The organism is Alteromonas sp. AO-Serp (assembly GCF_017849675.1).
In the GTDB taxonomy this organism is placed as follows: Bacteria; Pseudomonadota; Gammaproteobacteria; order Enterobacterales; family Alteromonadaceae; genus Alteromonas; species Alteromonas macleodii.
The window spans coordinates 1-16,996 of record NZ_JAFLMX010000056.1 but is presented as its reverse complement, the minus strand read 5'-3'; the positions used below and the strand labels follow the sequence as shown (position 1 = coordinate 16,996).

Here is a 16,996-nt window from a genome sequence, read left to right as displayed (position 1 = left end):
GTATTATTTGTAAACCAATGGTGCTGTGTGTAGTAATCAATAGGAAGATATACAAGTAATGGTTAGAAAGGAGTCGTTATGCCACAAGCGATATTGTAGGTTTATTAATAATGGCAACGGTGGCGGGTCTTGCTATGCCCGCAGGCGCTATTTTAGCGACTTATCAAAGCATTCAGCCTAAGTGGCTAGAAAAAGAGTTACGCCATGGTATTTTAGCGTTAGGAGCAGGAGCGCTAATTTCGGCGGTTGGCCTTGTACTTGTTCCTGAAGGCATAAAAGACGTATCGGTATTTGCGGCCATAATGTGCTTCGTGGGCGGTGCCTTAGCTTTTATGGCCCTTGATATTTACTTGGCGAAAAAGAAAACCGCTGGCAGTCAACTCGCCGCCATGCTTAGCGACTTCGTGCCTGAGTCTATCGCACTTGGTACTACGGCAGCGTTAGGCGGAGGTACCATGTTATTAGGCCTACTGATTGCAGTTCAAAACTTACCAGAAGGGTTTAATGCATATAAGGAAATGTTGCCAAAGAACAAGCAGCGCAGCACCAAACTCATTATTATCTTTGTATTAATGGCGCTACTTGGCCCCTTGTTTAGCTTGTTAGGCTTTTATTATCTAGCGCAGTTCCCCGTTGTAATGAGCGGTATAATGCTGTTTGCCGCAGGTGGAATACTTTATTCGGTGTTTCAGGATATTGCACCGCAAATTCGTATGGAAAACCATTGGCTTCCTCCGCTTGGCGGTATTCTTGGTTTTTTAGTGGGGATGATAGGTTTCATGCTCGAAGGCTAGCTTTTTAATAATTAGCTAGTTTTCGTAATTGGTAATTGCCAATAAAAAAGGCGTGTTGCTTACAACACGCCTTTTCATATCACTTATCGACAATTAGTTATCTATCGCTAGTTAGCTTGTACGCTCAATTGAAATATGTGCCAGCGCGATTAACGCCTCTTTATATTCAGAATCTTCAATAGCGTTTAAGCTGTTAATGGCCATTTGTACTTCTTTTTGCGCACATTCACGTGTGTAGTCCAAAGCACCGGTTTCTTCCATAATGCCTTGAATCCGCGTCAAGTGTGGTAGGCCATTGCTTTGTTCAATAGCTTCTTGAATAAGCGCTTTGTCGTCGTCATTTCTTGCGTGCCACATAGCGTAAAGTAATGGCAGAGTAGGCTTACCTTCAGCTAAGTCGTCGCCCGCATTCTTGCCCATTTCTTCGCTGTCAGCCATGTAGTCAAGTATATCGTCAGCTAGCTGAAAGGCTGTGCCTAGGTGCTTACCGTATTCTTGCATAGCGTGTTCAATGTGCTCATTTTGGTCGGTCAGCACAGCCGCTAACTGCGTAGCAGCTTCAAACAAACGCGCCGTTTTACCGTAAATAACATCAAAGTAACGAGCTTCTGTAGTGCTGGGATCGTTACAGTTCATCAGCTGTAACACTTCACCTTCAGCAATTTGGTTTGTGGCTTCAGACAGTATCTCCATAACGCGCATGCGTTTAAGGCTCACCATCATTTGGAAAGAACGGGTGTAAAGAAAGTCACCCACTAACACTGATGCCTGATTGCCAAAAATGGCATTGGCCGTTTCCCGCCCTCTGCGCATGGTCGATTCGTCAACTACATCGTCGTGCAATAGGGTAGCGGTATGAATAAATTCAACAATCGCCGCAAGGGTATGGTGATCGTTGCTGTCTATTCCCATAGCCCGCGCACTTAACACGGTAAGAAGTGGGCGTAATCGCTTGCCGCCACTGTTTACAATGTAAAAACCAAGCTGATTAATTAGGGCAACATCAGAGTCGACTTGTTGTTGAATCAGCTGGTTGACCGCCTGCATATCATCATTAGACAGGGCGCGGATTTGATCTATATCCATAGGCATGGCAATAAATACTTACTCTTACGTCTTGGGCAATTATTGGTGGCGATTGTACCTTAATCATCTGTACTATCCACCAAATTGTCTTAAAAAATGACGGCTTAACGCATTTACGTGTAATTCCTCAAATACGGTTAAACCAGATGTGAAAAAGGTGGGGCTGCATTCTTCATATAAATTCTGTTCCGTGTTTAGCGGTTTGCCGCATGTACGCCCCCTTAATCATGCGATCACATGCAATTATAGGTGCTCTCGATAATTTTTCCTGTTAAGTCGCTATTTTTTGACGTTTGTATGAAGAAAACGAAGTGTTTAAGAGCAACTTTTTTTGTGATTTAGGGGAGTAGCGTTGCCCCAAGTCACAGAAACAAAGTGCGGAAGTAGGAATAATAAAAACGATCCAATTTGCGGGATCCAACAACTCGATCGCAGTCTGATCGCAATTCATATTTGAGGATCGTTTGCCGATCTCGCTCGCGTGATCTTGCGCCGTTTGGATCGCATTTTTATGTAATTTGACCTATCAATATTTCCATTTTGATTTAATACGACCTAAAAATTTTTACTGTTTTTTCAAAAAAATTTGTGAATTTTTAACGGTTTTTGGGCATTTGAAGCTGCATCAAATACGCAATTGGGGCATAATTCGCCCCATGTTGGAAAAATAATCTATTTTTCTGCGAATCGGGGTTGTGATTTACGGATGTTTCACGTACAATTCGCGCCCTGTTTTTTGAATTGAAGCGTCAGTGGACGCAGAGCGGAGTTAACTATGTACGCGGTTTTCCAAAGTGGCGGTAAACAACACCGTGTGGCCGAAGGCCAAACCGTTCGTCTTGAAAAAATCGAAGTAGCCCCAGGCGAAACGGTTGAATTTGACAAAGTTTTAATGGTAAGCAACGGTGACGACGTAAAAATCGGCACACCAATCGTTGCTGGTGGTAAGGTGACTGCTGAGGTTGTTACACACGGTCGTGGCGATAAAGTAAAAATCGTTAAGTTCCGTCGTCGTAAGCACTCTCGTAAGCAAGCGGGTCACCGTCAGTGGTTCACAGAAGTGAAAATCACTGGTATCAACGCATAATAGGAGCACGAACACATGGCACACAAAAAAGCTGGTGGTAGTACCAAAAACGGTCGTGATTCAGAAAGTAAACGCCTAGGTGTTAAGCGCTTTGGTGGTGAATCTGTTCTTGCTGGTAACATCATTGTTCGTCAACGTGGTACTCGTTTCCACGCTGGTGACAACATGGGTATCGGTAAAGACCACACGTTGTTTGCACTAAAAGACGGTAAAGTTCAGTTCGACGTTAAAGGACCGAAGAACCGTAAATTTGTAAGCATCGTAGCTGAGTAAGCGCGTAAGCTTCTCGCCGAACAGGCTTAGAAAAACCCCGCGCTTGCGGGGTTTTTTGTTTTGTGAAACCTTTCTTTCTTTTTCTGTTCTTAATTAATAGCGATTATATTCTGAAAATGAATTAGCGCTGAGCAAGGTTTTACTTCTCAATTTTTTAGAATGCTGAGTAGACTCAAAAGCGCCGATGCGCAATTTGGTGTAAACTTAGTATTCGCATTAAATAAGTTAATAACCCACGGCATTACAGCCCGGAGTGATAAATGAAATTTGTAGATGAAGCTGAAATTCGCGTTGAAGCCGGTGACGGCGGCAACGGTACAATTGGCTTTAGAAGGGAAAAATACGTACCTAAAGGTGGCCCAGACGGTGGCGACGGTGGTGACGGCGGCAGTGTATTTTTACAGGCCGATGAAAACCTAAATACATTGATCGATTATCGCTTTGAGCGCTTTCACCGTGCTGAGCGTGGCCAAAATGGTCAAGGCGGCAACTGTATTGGTAAGAAAGGTAAAGACCTCACCGTAATGGTGCCTGTTGGCACGCGTGCTACTGATAGCGATACTGGCGAAGTATTAGGTGACCTGACTCGTCATGGTCAAAAGCTTAAAGTGGCACAAGGTGGTTTTCACGGTTTAGGTAATGCCCGCTTTAAAAGCAGTACGAACCGTGCCCCACGTCAAAAGACCAATGGTACACCAGGTGAAATTCGTAACCTTAAGCTAGAGCTTATGCTTCTAGCCGATGTTGGCTTACTTGGTATGCCTAACGCAGGTAAATCAACCTTTATCCGCTCTGTATCAGCAGCTAAGCCTAAAGTGGCTGATTATCCGTTTACAACCCTTGTGCCTAACTTAGGGGTGGTTCGTCAAGATTCACAGCGAAGCTTCGTTGTTGCGGATATTCCTGGTTTGATAGAAGGTGCTGCCGATGGTGCTGGCCTAGGTATACGCTTCTTAAAACACTTAGAGCGCTGTCGTATCTTGCTTCACGTGGTAGATATTTTCCCTGTTGATGAAACGGATCCTGCCGAGCACGCAAAAGCGATCATTGAAGAGCTTGAAAAATACAGCCCTAAATTGGCAGAAAAGCCCCGTTGGTTAGTATTTAATAAAGTCGATTTACTACTTGAAGAAGAAGCTGAAGAACGCTGTCAGCACGTGATAGATGCGTTGGGTTGGGAAGGCCCAGTTTATCAAATCTCTGCGTTCCAAAAGATGAACCTAGATCCTTTGTGTAACGACATTATGGACTTCATTGAAACTCTTCCAGCTGAACTGGAAGAGGAAGAAGAGAAGAAAGAAGTAGAATTCAAGTGGGACACTTACCACAAGAATACACTTGAAGCTCATGATGAGTTTGAAGATGACCTAGATGACGACGACTGGGACGAAGACGACTACGACGTGGAAGTTGAGTATCGTCGTTGAGAAACAATCGCTGAGAAACAGTCGTTGAGAAACAATCGCTGAGTGACAGTCAATTGCGAAGCAATTACTGATAACCAGTGCTCTAAAGCAAATTAGAACAACAAAAAGCTCGCATCGTTGCAAAGACAACGTGCGAGCTTTTTTGTAAGTAACGCGGTTAGGCTAATGCACCCTCATCGTGCTGGCTTACTCACTGGTATGATAGATAACCTTTCCCAGCAATTGAGCGCGAGTAAACTTACCCATGGCCTCTTGGCTTACCGAGTGGGCCTTGTTATCGCCCGTTAAGGTAAACGTTCCGTCGGTGTTAACATGGTCTACCCTTTTGATAATTACGCCGTAAGTGCTGCTTTTAACAACCACGATTTGCCCGCTACGCAGCCACCTAAAAGGCCATCTCATTGCACAGACAAAGTCACCGTCGTTTAGAGAAGGCAACATGCTGCTCCCCGTGACCCGCATAATTTTAAACATTTATAGGTCGGGATAAACCACTTCTTCAGAAGGTGGATAGGGGCACGTTGCTTTTTTGGTTGCGACATCCTTGGTTGCCCAGAAACGCTCTGCAAATTCATTCACTAACGAAAGCAGCTCTTCAGCTTTTTCTCTGCTGACGTGTTGCTTACACCCGGAACCGGCCAGCATGATTTTATGTACCAGCTCGTTAGTATCTGGAAACTTCTCAAACTGAGGGGCTTTAAAGTAATCGCCCCATATTACCCTGACTTCTTGCTTTACTTTCTCTGCATGGGTTTCCTTTTCTGCTACTAAGCGGCTCATTTGCGCTTGATCTGCAAACGTAAGTGTCTCTTTTTCGGTCAATTCGTTAAGTAGGTCTACGAAGCGAATAACACTCAACGCAGCCAACTGCGCCGAAAACGGATCGTAAATTTTGCAAGGAATGTCGCAATGTGCGCTAACCGCAGGGAAGGGGCTAACGGCATGAAGTTTTGAGAGTAATTGATGAATCATAATTTGTACCCCCTTACTTTGCTGAGCGCTTTTTAGCGTTGAAGTATTTGTAAGCCGCAAAGCCACACGCAGCTGCACAGCCTACAAGAGACGCGTAAAACAGAGCATGCATAACACCGCTAGTCCAGTGTTCATGATCGTGTCCTGCATGAGCGAATGCGCCTGAACTAAATACAGCGGCGTATAGCATTAGAGCTGAGCGTTTAAGGTTAACTTTCATGAATTCTCCTAAAGCGTTAGTAAAAGTAAGGTGAAGTAGTTAGGCGCATAAGTATCGGTGCAACTACACGGCGAAGCGCAGTGGTACATTGCTGTTCACGATGTTGTTCGAGGCGCTGATGACAGTATGAGCTCTGTCGACAATGGCGTTTCGGTGGTGAGGCAGTTTCAGATGAAAGTATGTCTCTTCAAGCAAGCTTGTTAAGCCCATAATCTTAGCTGTCATTGCGCTGTTCTCACCGCCGTCTACCTCAAGCAGAATAACGGCGATATCAAACGCACAGCCAAGGTATGGAATTGCTTCACTGAACTGACCGCTTTGCATAAGCATTGTGCCTTGCATTTCATCGCGCGCCATTACGTGTAGGGCCTGTTCTGGGTTGTTGTAAACCCAATCTGCGTGTTTAGGGCATAGATAGTTTATTTGCATTGTCGCGACCTCCTGTATACACACTAGAACAGTTAAAATAATAATGCAAATGATAACTGTTTCTATTTGTTGGGTGTTAAAGCTATACCCTTTGAGCCAATACACATTTGGTCGCTGATATTGATATACTGCCGCGGTTCAACAATAAAAACGGCTTTATAGGTAATGAAATGAAGATAGCGATGATTGCTGCTATGGCGAAAAACAGAATTATAGGCGCAGATAATGATATGCCGTGGCACTTACCGGCTGATTTAAAACACTTTAAAGCGATCACCTTAGGCAAAGCCGTCATAATGGGCCGCAAAACCTATGAGTCAATCGGAAGGGCATTACCTGGCAGGCCAAACATTGTTATAACGAGTAATGCTGACTACAGCTTATCTGACGCGACGGTAGTAGATTCACCAGAGTCAGCGATTGAGGTAGCCAAAGCGCTAAGCGCAGAGAACAGCGACAACGATGAAATAATGATTATCGGTGGCGGTACTATTTACCAAACGTTCTTAGATAGCGCTGACACTTTGTATCTCACACATATTGATTTGACTGTTGACGGAGATACACAGTTCCCAGACTATGAGGCGGCAGCAAGTTGGACGGAAGTATCACGTGATGAACATGACGCCGATGAGAAAAATCCTCACCCTTACACATTCGTCACTCTCGTTCGAAACTAACGGAGAGATTGGAACTAGGTCCAATTTAAAATAAAAAAATGCCAGTGTTGTGAAACTCAAAAATTGAGAGCTTCACAACACTGGCATTTTTATTTTTGCGTTGCGCGCAGATGCTACTTCATTTGGTCGAACAGGTTCTCTAATGAAAGACCCTGATGACCCAACATATCGCGAAGACGGCGAAGTGCTTCTACTTGAATTTGACGAACACGTTCACGTGTTAAGCCAATTTCGGCACCCACATCCTCAAGTGTTGAAGGTTCATATCCCATAAGACCGAAACGACGAGCAAGTACTTCGCGTTGCTTAGGGTTTAGTTCTTCAAGCCAGGTTACAATATTACTTTTGATATCTGAGTCTTGTAAGCTCTCTTCAGGGCTAAACTCTTTCTCGTCAGCAATAATGTCGAGGAGTGCTTTATCATTTTCTCCACCAATAGGTGTATCGACAGAGGTAATGCGCTCGTTTAAACGCAACATCTTAGTGACATCTTCCACAGGCTTATCAAGCGCTAGTGCAATTTCTTCTGCAGTTGGCTCATGATCAAGCTTTTGTGAAAGTTCACGAGAAGCACGTAAATAAACGTTTAGTTCTTTCACTACATGAATAGGCAAACGAATGGTGCGCGTTTGGTTCATGATAGCGCGTTCGATGGTTTGGCGTATCCACCATGTGGCGTATGTTGAAAAGCGGAATCCACGTTCAGGATCAAACTTCTCTACGGCACGAATTAGTCCTAAATTGCCTTCTTCGATTAAATCTAGAAGTGCCAACCCACGGTTGTTATAACGGCGAGCAATCTTAACAACAAGGCGAAGGTTGCTTACAATCATACGTTTACGAGAGGCTTCGCAGCCTTTCAGTGAGCGGCGCGCAAAATAAACTTCTTCTTCTGCGGTTAGCAGTGGTGAAAAACCAATCTCTCCTAGATAAAGCTGTGTGGCATCCAGGTTTTTAGGTTGGTCATCCTGACTGAAAATGGCGTCGTCATTTTCTAGTTCAGCGTCGTTAACTAAGGTTTCGTCAGCTTTCATATCAGCTGGCATATCGATGACTTCTACATCATCTTGAGGTGTTGATTCTAAGGCTTTCGTTGACTTACCCATCATGAATCTCCTGCTACAAGGTTTACCTTATGACGTTTCTCCTTTGTCTTTTTTTATTGTTATTTATTTTTATTATTTTAATGCTGGCAGGTATTTCATAGGGTCTAATGATTTCCCTCTATACCTAACTTCAAAGTGAAGTTTTACCGAATTTGTTCCGCTGTCACCCATGGTTGCAATTTGCTGCCCTGCCGACACCCATTCTCGTTCTTTGACTAAAATAGTGTCGTTGTAGGCATAGGCGCTTAGAAAGGTATCTGTATGCTTAATGATAACCAGATTACCGTAACCTCTTAGTGCGCTACCTGAGTAAACAACTTTTCCATCTGCTGCCGCTACGACTTTACTGCCTTTAGCACCAGCGATATCAATACCTTTGTTGCCTGACTCTGACTTACTGAAGGTTCCAACTACCTTACCTTCTGCAGGCCACACCCACTCTTGTACTTTGTCTGGAAAACTCGTCGGTGTTTGTTTTTTGACGCTTTGTGACGGCTTCTTGACAGTTGTAACATTTTGTGGCTTAACAACTTTTTCACTTTCACGATACGCCTGTGGTTGTGGGCGGTCAACCAAACTTTTGTCTACATTTGATGTGGTCGGAGCTGTTGACTGATTGGTCTTGGACTTAGGTATAACGGGGGCTGTAGCCACATTCGAAGGTGGCGTGACGTTTAAAACTTGACCAGGGAAAATGGTGTAAGGAGCTGATAATTGGTTGTATTTTGCTAAGTCGCGATAGTCATTTCCCGTGTACCATGCCACCGCATAGAGGGTGTCTCCCCGTTGAACTTTATAGGTTTTTTTTGTGTATTCTTCGCTTCCATCTGAAACTTGGCTATTTAATAAAACCACGGGAGCGGGTGCACTTCTTCCTGCACAGCCCCCGATGAGTACACAAATATATAACAAAATTCCTATGTGAAGGTGGGGCCTACGCATGTCATCGCAATAGTAAATAAGCGAATAATGCGAGGATGACTACTCCCCATCCAAGCACTTCTACATACTGCCTTAGCTTTTGCTCCATGGCTGCGCCCCCCCAGCGCATGAGTGCTGCGACCAAAAAGAAGCGTGCGCCTCGACCAACAGCAGATGCCAGTACAAATGGCAAGAAGGCCATTTGCAAGAAGCCAGCACTCACAGTGAAAATTTTATAAGGGATAGGTGAGAAACCAGCAAGAAAAACTACCCATACGCCGTAGTCTTTAAACCACTGCATTGCCGTGTCTATTTTGTGGGTATACCCCCAGCTCTCGATAAGCGGAGCCAGCCAAGCATCGAAAGCAAAGTAACCAAGCCAATAGCCAGCTATACCGCCCAAAATCGACGCGATGGTCGTAATAAAAGCGAACTGCCATGCTCTAGCAGGCTGAGACAGTGCCATTGGCGCAAGCATAACATCAGGTGGAATAGGGAAGAAAACCGACTCTGAGAAGCTTAACCCACCCAAATATTTGGTTGCGTGACGATGTCTCGCCCAGCGTAACGCCATGTCATAACATGGCTCAAAAAGCTTCACATTAGCTCTCCTGCTACAAGGGGAACAAATCGGACCGATTCAATGGTCGATGTTTTTAGTTCACCTTCAATCCTATCAATACACAGTAACGATTGTTGCTCGTTACCTACGGGAATAATCAACCGCCCGCCTTCTTTAAGCTGATCGCACAAATCCTGTGGAAGACTTGCAGCGGCGGCGGTGACAATAATGGCATCGTAAGGGCCCTTGGACGCCCAACCTTTCCAACCATCGCCGTGTTTCATTGCAATATTGTGAAGGTCGAGCTGATTCATTCGACGTTTCGCTTGGAACTGCAATGATTTAATACGTTCAACACTGAATACTTTGGCAAAAAGCTGCGCGAGTATAGCGGTCTGATAACCTGAACCCGTGCCTATTTCTAACACTTTCTCGGGTTTATTAGGGCTATCTAGCAGCAACTCTGTCATTTTCGCAACAATATAAGGCTGCGAAATGGTTTGGCCTTGACCTATTGGCAATGCCGTATTTTGATAGGCCTTATGTTTCAGCGCGTCGGGTAAAAAGCTCTCCCGCGGCGTACCAGCAATGGCGTTCAATACTGCTTGCGAACGTATTCCCTCGTTATAAAGCAGTTGTGCTAACGCGTCTCCTTTTCTAGAAGCTCTCATGATGTTGCGTACTTTCCTTTATTCTTATCCACAGCCACGCGAGGTTTAGTCTGTTGCGCGCCACGCTTTCTCAATACTCTTTACACCCTGTTAATTGGGGACAAGGTTTCCACGCACTCTCTAAGGACTGAGGTTGCAAAGCAGCCACTTGGAAGCGCAAACGAGATAGTAAATGTATCACCCTTACTCTGCCATTCAAGCTGTGAAGGCCAAATTTTTATCGCGCGACGCTCTTGTTCGAACCCGCACTGGCTTAAAAAGTCGATAACTTCACTATTTTGCTCTGCAACAGATTGCTCAAGTGCTAGTGTGTCAGCTTGCGTAACAAGTTCACCTTTACCCCACAGCGGTGCTGAAGGGCATACGTCTTTGGCATTAAAACGACGTTGTGCGTCTTGCTGCTGCTCAGAGCCGTCGGAACCTTCGTTGATGAAAAAGCTGTTAGAACCTGAAAGCACCAGCGCGTCGCCGTGAGTGACCTTGTCGAACATGTCTTTTTCTAAGCGTGCAGAAAGCATTTCATTAAATAGCCAGCTGCGCAGTGCAGAAAGCGCCATGGAACGTTTGTTGCGGTGTCTGATGGTTTCACCGTTTACCATTCGCTCGGCCATTACCAGGTTTCCACCGCGTTGCACTTCACCCATGTCATTTAAGCGCATTACGCCAAAGCGTTGTTCGCCGTAATAGTTCGGCACACCGTGCTTTTCAATTTCTTGAAGACGCTCTTCAATGGCCTCAGGATGCAGTACCTGGCGCAAGGTAATCGTAAAGTGATTGCCTTTAAGCTGACCCGTTCGCAACTTTTTATTGTGACGCATTTGCTTAAGCACTTTAACGCCTTCCAGTTCAAAGTTGCTGAAGTCGAAGTCAGGCTTACCCGGCGCATGAATACCAAACCACTGTTGCGTTACCGCGTATTTGTCTTTGCGACCAGCATAGGTAATTTGGCGTAATGGAAGGTTAACGAAACGGGCTAGCTGCTCAGCGACAAACGCGGTATTGGTGTTGGTTTTTTCAATAAATACAAACTGGTGCTCGCCTTCACCACAAGGGGTATAACCCAAATCCTCGACAACTTGAAAATCGTCGGCTTGGAATTTAAAAATACCGGTGGATACAGGTTTTGCGAAATAGTACTGCCAGTGGTCAGTGTGTAAAGGCTTCATAATTTTTCCAGTAGAACAACGGCGTGAGAGGCAATGCCTTCTTTACGGCCTGTATAGCCTAGCTTTTCAGTGGTCGTTGCTTTTACGTTGATGTCGTCAAGCGATACGTTGCAGTCTTGGGCAATAATCTCACGCATAGCAGTAATATGCGGCGCCATCTTAGGTGCTTGCGCCACAATGGTCATATCTGCATTACTTAAGCGGTAACCTTTCTCCCTTACTACATTGACAACGTGACGCAGCAGCACGCGGCTGTCTGCACCCGCGTATGCGTCGTCTGTGTCAGGGAAGTGCTTGCCAATATCACCGAGTGCTGCTGCACCTAGCATTGCATCACACAGTGCGTGTAGTAATACATCGCCATCTGAGTGAGCTAACAGTCCTTGCTCATAGTCGATACTGACGCCACCTATTGTGATGGGGCCTTCACCGCCAAACTTGTGTACATCAAATCCGTGTCCAATTCGCATTATGATTGTGCCTTTTGATTTTTTGCGCTGTGGCTTTGAGCTCTGTAGTTTTGAGCGTTCTGGCCTTGCGCGCTTAATTTTTGCTTAAGATAAAATTCTGCCAAAGGAAGATCGGCCGGATGCGTTATTTTTATATTTGCCGGACTTCCGCTTACCATGGCAACTTTGTAGCCTTCAAGCTCCATGGCAGAGGCTTCGTCTGTGATATTCGCGCCCTGTGATAAACCATTTTGAAGCGCGCGTTTTAGCAATGTTGCTGGAAAAAGTTGAGGCGTTAAAGCGTGCCAAAGACCGTCCCGGTCTTCAGTGTGAGAAATAACATTTGTTGAAGGTCTGACCCGCTTCATGGTGTCACGAACAGGGGTAGCTAGAATACCGCCAGAAACGTTATCACTGCTCATTAATTCGAGCAGTGCGGAAATATCGCTCTCTTCTATACAAGGCCTCGCGGCATCGTGAACCAGTGCCCAATCGTTCTCGCCAAGTGACATAAGCCCGTTCAATACACTATCAGCGCGTTCCTTTCCGCCATCTACAACGCGAATGGGTTTTTCACGTAACCGATATTGATCAAAATACGCGTCACCTGGGCTTATCGCTACGATCACGTCATCGATTAACGGATGCTGTAGCAGCGCGTCAATAGTGTGTTCAAGAATGGTTTTACCATTTAAGGTGAGGTATTGCTTTGGGCGGTCAGCCTGCATTCGGCTGCCAACTCCGGCTGCGGGGATAACCGCAACAACGCGGGGCGATGTCATTTTCTTCACTTAGAATCTGCGGGCAAAATACGGTAGAAGGTTTCTCCCTTTTTGATCAGACCGAGTTCATTTCGGGCTCTTTCTTCAATGGCTTCTAGACCAATTTTTAAATCGCTAATATCAGCTTTAAGTAGGGCATTGCGCTGAGCGAGGTTGGCATTTTGAAGGGCTTGAGAGTGAACTTCTTGTTTTCGGTTGAAGTAATCGGGAATACTATTTTTTCCAAACCATAGCCTGTATTGCAATAGACCAAGCAGTACTATCAATACAATGGGAAGCCATTTACCTTGCAACACAGATTCACCTGACAATGTGGTTAAGCGGAAAAAAGCAGAGGCTCTTCGCCTCTGCTGTGTCTTATTATGCCGCGAAGCAGCGTCGAGTCAAAGGCGCATTATTCACCTTGGCCCAATTTTCCCTTCAATTTATCAAACAGCTTACTTTTTTGCTGCTCAACAACGTTGTTAAGTTGAGCTTGAAGCAGCTCCTGAAGGGCGGCACTGTCGCCTTGGGCTGCGCTAAGCATACTGTTTACGTCAACAAGCTCGCCTGATAGCAATGATTGTTCGTTACTTATCATGCTGTTGAGTTTGTTGTTTAATTCATCCAGCTTGTCTTTTTGGCTGGCAGTAAGCTGTGAAAGCGCCGCTTTAGCCAGCTTATTATCCAGATCAGACTTAATGTTAAAGCCAGGGTCTGAAAGCGTGCCGTCTAGCAGCATCGTCATGTTTAAACTGGTTAACGTTTGCAGTGCCTGCGCAATAGCACTGGTGATATCACTGGTGCCAGTTGCTTCCATAACGAGCTGCTGAAGGTCAACTTCGCCCGTACCGGTAAGCATGTTATCTGTGACTTTCATCGATCCATTGGTTTTCATCAGCGCTGATTTAAGCACCGCATTTAGTGTTTCATTACCGCTAAATGAAATGTCAGACATATTTACGCCAGCTAGCTGCCAGACTTGACTGGCATCAACACCGTCGCCGTCAATCCAGAATTCACCGCTGGAAGTAAACGACTTTAGTAACTCGCCCGCTGCTTCAATAGTAAAGGTGGTGGGGTTACCGAATACTTCGTGAACGTTTGTAATGTTGTTCCATTTGCTGGTGATAGATTCATTTTGCCAAAGCACTGATACATTGGCTTCTTTCACCAAAATCGACGGCACTTCAGTCGGTGCTTCACTTTTTTCTTCACCTTGAATGAGCGGCATAACAATTTGCATTGCTGACATAAGGTACTCAGTGTATTCCGCCGCTTTGTCGCCAAACACAAAGTAAGTGACTTGAGAAAGTGCCGCTTGGTCACCTGCAATTACCCCTTTCAGCAACGCGTAATCTTCTTGTGGCGCTTTCTTAAGTGCTTCAACACTTTCACTAAGGGCTTGTTTGGCAACGCTCGCTTTTTCCGTGAAATTGCTAATAAGCGCGCGGTCTGCCTGCATTTCTTCTTTCAACTTATCAAAAGAAGACTTTGCCTGTACCAAGGCTTGAGGGTCTTTGTAGTTCGTTTCTTTAAGCTGGGCTACCTGCGTTTTGTAGTACTCAATGCGCGACTTATCAGGTAAAGATTCATAGTCGTCTTTCAAACCTTTTCCATAGGTTTCGTAGGCAGACTTTGCATTTTCAATGGCAGCAGTGGTTTTTAGTGGATTGCGGGCGAGAAGTTCGTCAACCGTAGGCACGGCTTCTTTGGCTTTTGCTTTAATTTCGTCAAATGACAGTGAACGTTCTGGAACGCGATACACTTCACCTTCAGACTCGCGCTGTGTATCGAACTGCACTTTCAGTAAATCAAGATTGTTTACGATAACTTGATCATCTAACAGTGGCTTTAGCTCAACGTCTGCATGAGCTTCGCCTACAAAAACTTGGTTGTGAGTAGGCTTTGTGGGGTTGGTGAGTGCAATACCTTTCAGCGTAACAGTTGTTGGAAAAAGAGAGTGGTCGAACTCGTCGATATTCACTTCTGCTCCATAGGATTCGCCCAGCTTGGACTCAAGAATAGATTTGATGATGGTATTGGCGAACAGGAAATACACCAAAAATAGCAACACGAAAAAACCGACAACCCATAAAAAAATAGGCTTACCCTTTGAACCACTGCTCATATTCAACTCCTTGATTTTTTGCGCGTCTGGCTTTTATTGCGCATAAGTCACTACTTTGGTGGCTAGTATATCGCTCAATAAAAAGTAATCGATTAACCGCCACTTATGGTGCCTCTGAGTGTAATGCACTCAGGTCTTTTCTTCCATACGCAGAAGGTAGGTGTATTGATTAAACCATGTGAGCTTTTAAACAACTTGACGTAAGAGAAGCAAAATTCGGCAAAGTTTACTTTTTTTAAAAGAAAATTACCGTGAGCTATGGAGTGGTAGCAGCAGTAAACGGAGCCTGCTTCTCAATGCTTTGCAGCAAAGCGCAGCAGGCTCGTTGAAATGTAAAATGCTTTAAAGCTTAAAGCGGTTCGCAATGTCCATTATTGCTATACAGCTTGCGCGTAACGCTTGGCTCGCAGCTGCTAATTCATCTGCCGTTCTCAAGCTACTATCAGCAGCACCTGACAGTGCATTGATGCGCATATTCGCTTCGGTAGCGGCTTCCGCTTGCTGCTCGGTAGCCCGCGCTATTTCGCTACTCATATCTGCAATTTCAGTCATTAAGCGATCAGCTTCTTGCAGATTTTGATTCGCCTGTATAGCGTTGTCTACCGTTTTGGTTGACGCTGACTGGCTTACTTTTACTGCATCTACTGCGCTTTTGGCATTACTTTGCAGCTTTTCTATCATCGCTTGAATTTCATCGGTACTTTGTCCGGTTCGACTTGCCAGTGTACGCACTTCATCAGCTACGACGGCGAAACCTCGTCCTTGCTCGCCAGCTCGCGCTGCTTCTATAGCAGCGTTAAGCGCCAGTAAGTTAGTTTGTTCGGCAATGCCGCGGATTACATCAAGTACAGCACCAATGCTTTCAGTCTGCGCAGCAAGTTCGGTAACCGCGCTACTTACGCTTTCAATATCAGAGGTAAGAGAGCGTATATCGTTTACGGTACTATCCACAACCGAGGCGCCGTTTTGCACGTTACCCCGCGCGCTGCTGGTACTTTTTTCTGCAGAATCTGCGTTATTGCTAACCTCATTTATCTGCGTTGTCATCTCTTCCATGGCAGCGGCAACTTGAAGCATATTTTCATTTTGCGTCTGTGCCTGAGCGTTACTATTTTTACTTGATGTTTCTACAAGTTCTGCTTGCTGGGTCAGTGAATTAATATTCTCACGGATCCCCAACAGAGAATGGCGCATTTTTTCGGTATATTCATTAAAGTAGCGTGCCAAACGCGTTACTTCATCTTGGCCAGTTTCAGGCAACGAGCGGGTAAGATCACCTTCTCCTTGTGAGATATCCTTCATTCGCTCACTTACTTCTTGAACCGGTTTCACTATGCTGCCGCCAATCACATAAACAAGCACCACAACTAGCACTATGCTAACCAGACAAAACACCGCAATCACATTGCGAAGATGAGCAAATTCTTTTTCAAGATTGGTAAGGTAGATACCAGAGCCCACTGTCCATCCCCACGGCTTGAACTCTTTAACGTAGGAAATTTTGTCGGTAGGTGACTCTTCACCGGGAAGCGGCCATACATAATCGACAAAACCTTCACCTTTCGATTTCACTTTTTGCGCCATTTCTATAAAGAAGGCTTTGCCGTTCCCGTCTTTAAAGGTTCGTAAATCTTGACCGTCAAGGGCGGGCTTGATGGGGTGCATAACCATAGATGGCGTTTGGTCTTGGATCCAAAAGTAGTTGCTGCCGTCGTATCGTAGCGCTTTGACGGCCTCTAACGCCTGTTGCTTAGCGGTTGCCTCGTCTACGTCGGTACGCGCCGCGAAGCTACTGAGCATGGTATGAACCACCTCGACCAGGTGCTGATTTTCATCATAAGACTTTTGCTTTAATGCTTCGTAGTGCCTGTTTAAAACAACGGCAGTAAGAAGTACAAATAACAGCGTAATTAGGGCAACGATAATGCCCAAACGTTGAATTAAACTGAATTTTCTTAACCACATCGGCAAATACCTATCTATTTGTATTTTTGTTTTTTTAAAGTGTAGACGGTTTTTTATTAACCGCTTTTTATTACGATTAAAAATACACCATATATAGACGAGCTTTACTACGACTTTAGAAGCAAATCGCTCACCGCTTTTGTACTAAAAAATAATGCGGTATCAACAGGCTAAAAAATGTCATCTAACGCACTGAATACGTAGCTTGACAGAGAATCAAAAAAACTTTGCTGGTAGGGGCTTGGCAGGGCGATTTTGTGTGCTACCATCCGCGCAAATTTGGCACTGTCGTGATC

General features: G+C 45.1%; 20 protein-coding genes. 5 read left to right on the top strand and 15 right to left on the bottom strand.

Going from position 1 to position 16,996, the window contains the following annotated elements; all coding sequences use genetic code 11:
• Positions 1–110: 110 nt before the first annotated feature.
• Complete coding sequence (locus tag QVA83_RS04930) at positions 111–794, top strand: ZIP family metal transporter (RefSeq protein ID WP_287498188.1); 684 nt, start codon at positions 111–113, stop codon at positions 792–794.
• A gap of 111 nt (positions 795–905) precedes the next feature.
• Here the strand turns inward: QVA83_RS04930 and ispB are convergent, their stop codons facing one another.
• A complete protein-coding gene (gene ispB / locus QVA83_RS04925; RefSeq protein ID WP_156077850.1) occupies positions 906–1,880 on the bottom strand; it encodes an octaprenyl diphosphate synthase in 975 nt (324 codons plus the stop codon).
• 775 nt (positions 1,881–2,655) lie between these two features.
• On the opposite strand from ispB, the gene rplU reads away from it, so the two are divergent.
• From rplU to cgtA, 3 genes are all read left to right on the top strand, one after another.
• On the top strand, positions 2,656–2,967 hold the full coding sequence (gene rplU, locus QVA83_RS04920; RefSeq protein ID WP_012517169.1) for a 50S ribosomal protein L21: 312 nt from the start codon (positions 2,656–2,658) through the stop codon (positions 2,965–2,967).
• Between the two features lie 15 nt (positions 2,968–2,982).
• Positions 2,983–3,240, top strand: coding sequence for a 50S ribosomal protein L27 (rpmA, locus tag QVA83_RS04915; protein WP_012517170.1), 258 nt, complete (start codon positions 2,983–2,985; stop codon positions 3,238–3,240).
• A 260-nt stretch (positions 3,241–3,500) separates the two neighbouring features.
• Positions 3,501–4,667 (top strand): Obg family GTPase CgtA, encoded by a 1,167-nt coding sequence (gene cgtA, locus QVA83_RS04910; RefSeq protein ID WP_014948151.1) that lies wholly within the window; start codon positions 3,501–3,503, stop codon positions 4,665–4,667.
• A gap of 186 nt (positions 4,668–4,853) precedes the next feature.
• On the opposite strand, the gene QVA83_RS04905 is transcribed toward cgtA, so the two are convergent.
• From QVA83_RS04905 to QVA83_RS04890, 4 genes are all read right to left on the bottom strand, one after another.
• Positions 4,854–5,129, bottom strand: coding sequence for a S24/S26 family peptidase (locus tag QVA83_RS04905; RefSeq protein WP_283616987.1), 276 nt, complete (start codon positions 5,127–5,129; stop codon positions 4,854–4,856).
• Between the two features lie 12 nt (positions 5,130–5,141).
• On the bottom strand, positions 5,142–5,639 hold the full coding sequence (sodN, locus tag QVA83_RS04900) for a superoxide dismutase, Ni (protein WP_131137090.1): 498 nt from the start codon (positions 5,637–5,639) through the stop codon (positions 5,142–5,144).
• A 13-nt stretch (positions 5,640–5,652) separates the two neighbouring features.
• Positions 5,653–5,859, bottom strand: a complete 207-nt coding sequence (locus QVA83_RS04895) for a hypothetical protein (protein WP_014978232.1) — start codon at positions 5,857–5,859, stop codon at positions 5,653–5,655.
• A gap of 63 nt (positions 5,860–5,922) precedes the next feature.
• Positions 5,923–6,288: a hypothetical protein gene (locus QVA83_RS04890; RefSeq protein ID WP_039224426.1), complete on the bottom strand. Its 366-nt coding sequence runs from the start codon at positions 6,286–6,288 to the stop codon at positions 5,923–5,925.
• A gap of 182 nt (positions 6,289–6,470) precedes the next feature.
• Between QVA83_RS04890 and folA the strand changes: the two genes are divergently transcribed.
• Complete coding sequence (gene folA / locus QVA83_RS04885) at positions 6,471–6,968, top strand: type 3 dihydrofolate reductase (RefSeq protein WP_039231980.1); 498 nt, start codon at positions 6,471–6,473, stop codon at positions 6,966–6,968.
• Positions 6,969–7,081: 113 nt separating this feature from the next.
• Here the strand turns inward: folA and rpoS are convergent, their stop codons facing one another.
• The 10 genes from rpoS to QVA83_RS04835 all read right to left on the bottom strand — a co-directional run bounded on the left by rpoS (position 7,082) and on the right by QVA83_RS04835 (position 16,700).
• Complete coding sequence (gene rpoS / locus QVA83_RS04880; protein WP_287498189.1) at positions 7,082–8,074, bottom strand: RNA polymerase sigma factor RpoS; 993 nt, start codon at positions 8,072–8,074, stop codon at positions 7,082–7,084.
• Between the two features lie 72 nt (positions 8,075–8,146).
• Entirely contained in the window at positions 8,147–8,986 is an 840-nt protein-coding gene (locus QVA83_RS04875; protein WP_052247334.1) for a peptidoglycan DD-metalloendopeptidase family protein, read from the bottom strand.
• Between the two features lie 31 nt (positions 8,987–9,017).
• A complete protein-coding gene (locus QVA83_RS04870; protein WP_156077853.1) occupies positions 9,018–9,596 on the bottom strand; it encodes a YqaA family protein in 579 nt (192 codons plus the stop codon).
• Entirely contained in the window at positions 9,593–10,228 is a 636-nt protein-coding gene (locus tag QVA83_RS04865) for a protein-L-isoaspartate(D-aspartate) O-methyltransferase (RefSeq protein WP_014948160.1), read from the bottom strand. The genes QVA83_RS04870 and QVA83_RS04865 overlap by 4 nt, the downstream gene beginning before the upstream one ends.
• Positions 10,229–10,308: 80 nt before the next feature.
• Positions 10,309–11,394 carry a tRNA pseudouridine(13) synthase TruD gene (gene truD / locus QVA83_RS04860; RefSeq protein ID WP_014975597.1) on the bottom strand — a complete coding sequence of 362 codons (1,086 nt, stop codon included), beginning with the start codon at positions 11,392–11,394 and terminating at the stop codon, positions 10,309–10,311.
• The gene (ispF, locus tag QVA83_RS04855) at positions 11,391–11,864 is read right to left on the bottom strand and encodes a 2-C-methyl-D-erythritol 2,4-cyclodiphosphate synthase (RefSeq protein WP_014948162.1); all 474 of its coding nucleotides are present in this window, start codon (positions 11,862–11,864) and stop codon (positions 11,391–11,393) included. The genes truD and ispF overlap by 4 nt, the downstream gene beginning before the upstream one ends.
• Entirely contained in the window at positions 11,864–12,625 is a 762-nt protein-coding gene (gene ispD / locus QVA83_RS04850; protein ID WP_156077854.1) for a 2-C-methyl-D-erythritol 4-phosphate cytidylyltransferase, read from the bottom strand. Before ispD ends, ispF begins: the two co-directional genes overlap by 1 nt.
• 5 nt (positions 12,626–12,630) lie before the next feature.
• The gene (gene ftsB, locus QVA83_RS04845) at positions 12,631–12,921 is read right to left on the bottom strand and encodes a cell division protein FtsB (protein WP_014948164.1); all 291 of its coding nucleotides are present in this window, start codon (positions 12,919–12,921) and stop codon (positions 12,631–12,633) included.
• 98 nt (positions 12,922–13,019) lie between these two features.
• Positions 13,020–14,735, bottom strand: coding sequence for a TIGR03545 family protein (locus QVA83_RS04840; RefSeq protein WP_156077855.1), 1,716 nt, complete (start codon positions 14,733–14,735; stop codon positions 13,020–13,022).
• Positions 14,736–15,077: 342 nt separating this feature from the next.
• Positions 15,078–16,700: a methyl-accepting chemotaxis protein gene (locus QVA83_RS04835; protein ID WP_014948166.1), complete on the bottom strand. Its 1,623-nt coding sequence runs from the start codon at positions 16,698–16,700 to the stop codon at positions 15,078–15,080.
• Between the last annotated feature and the right edge of the window lie 296 nt (positions 16,701–16,996).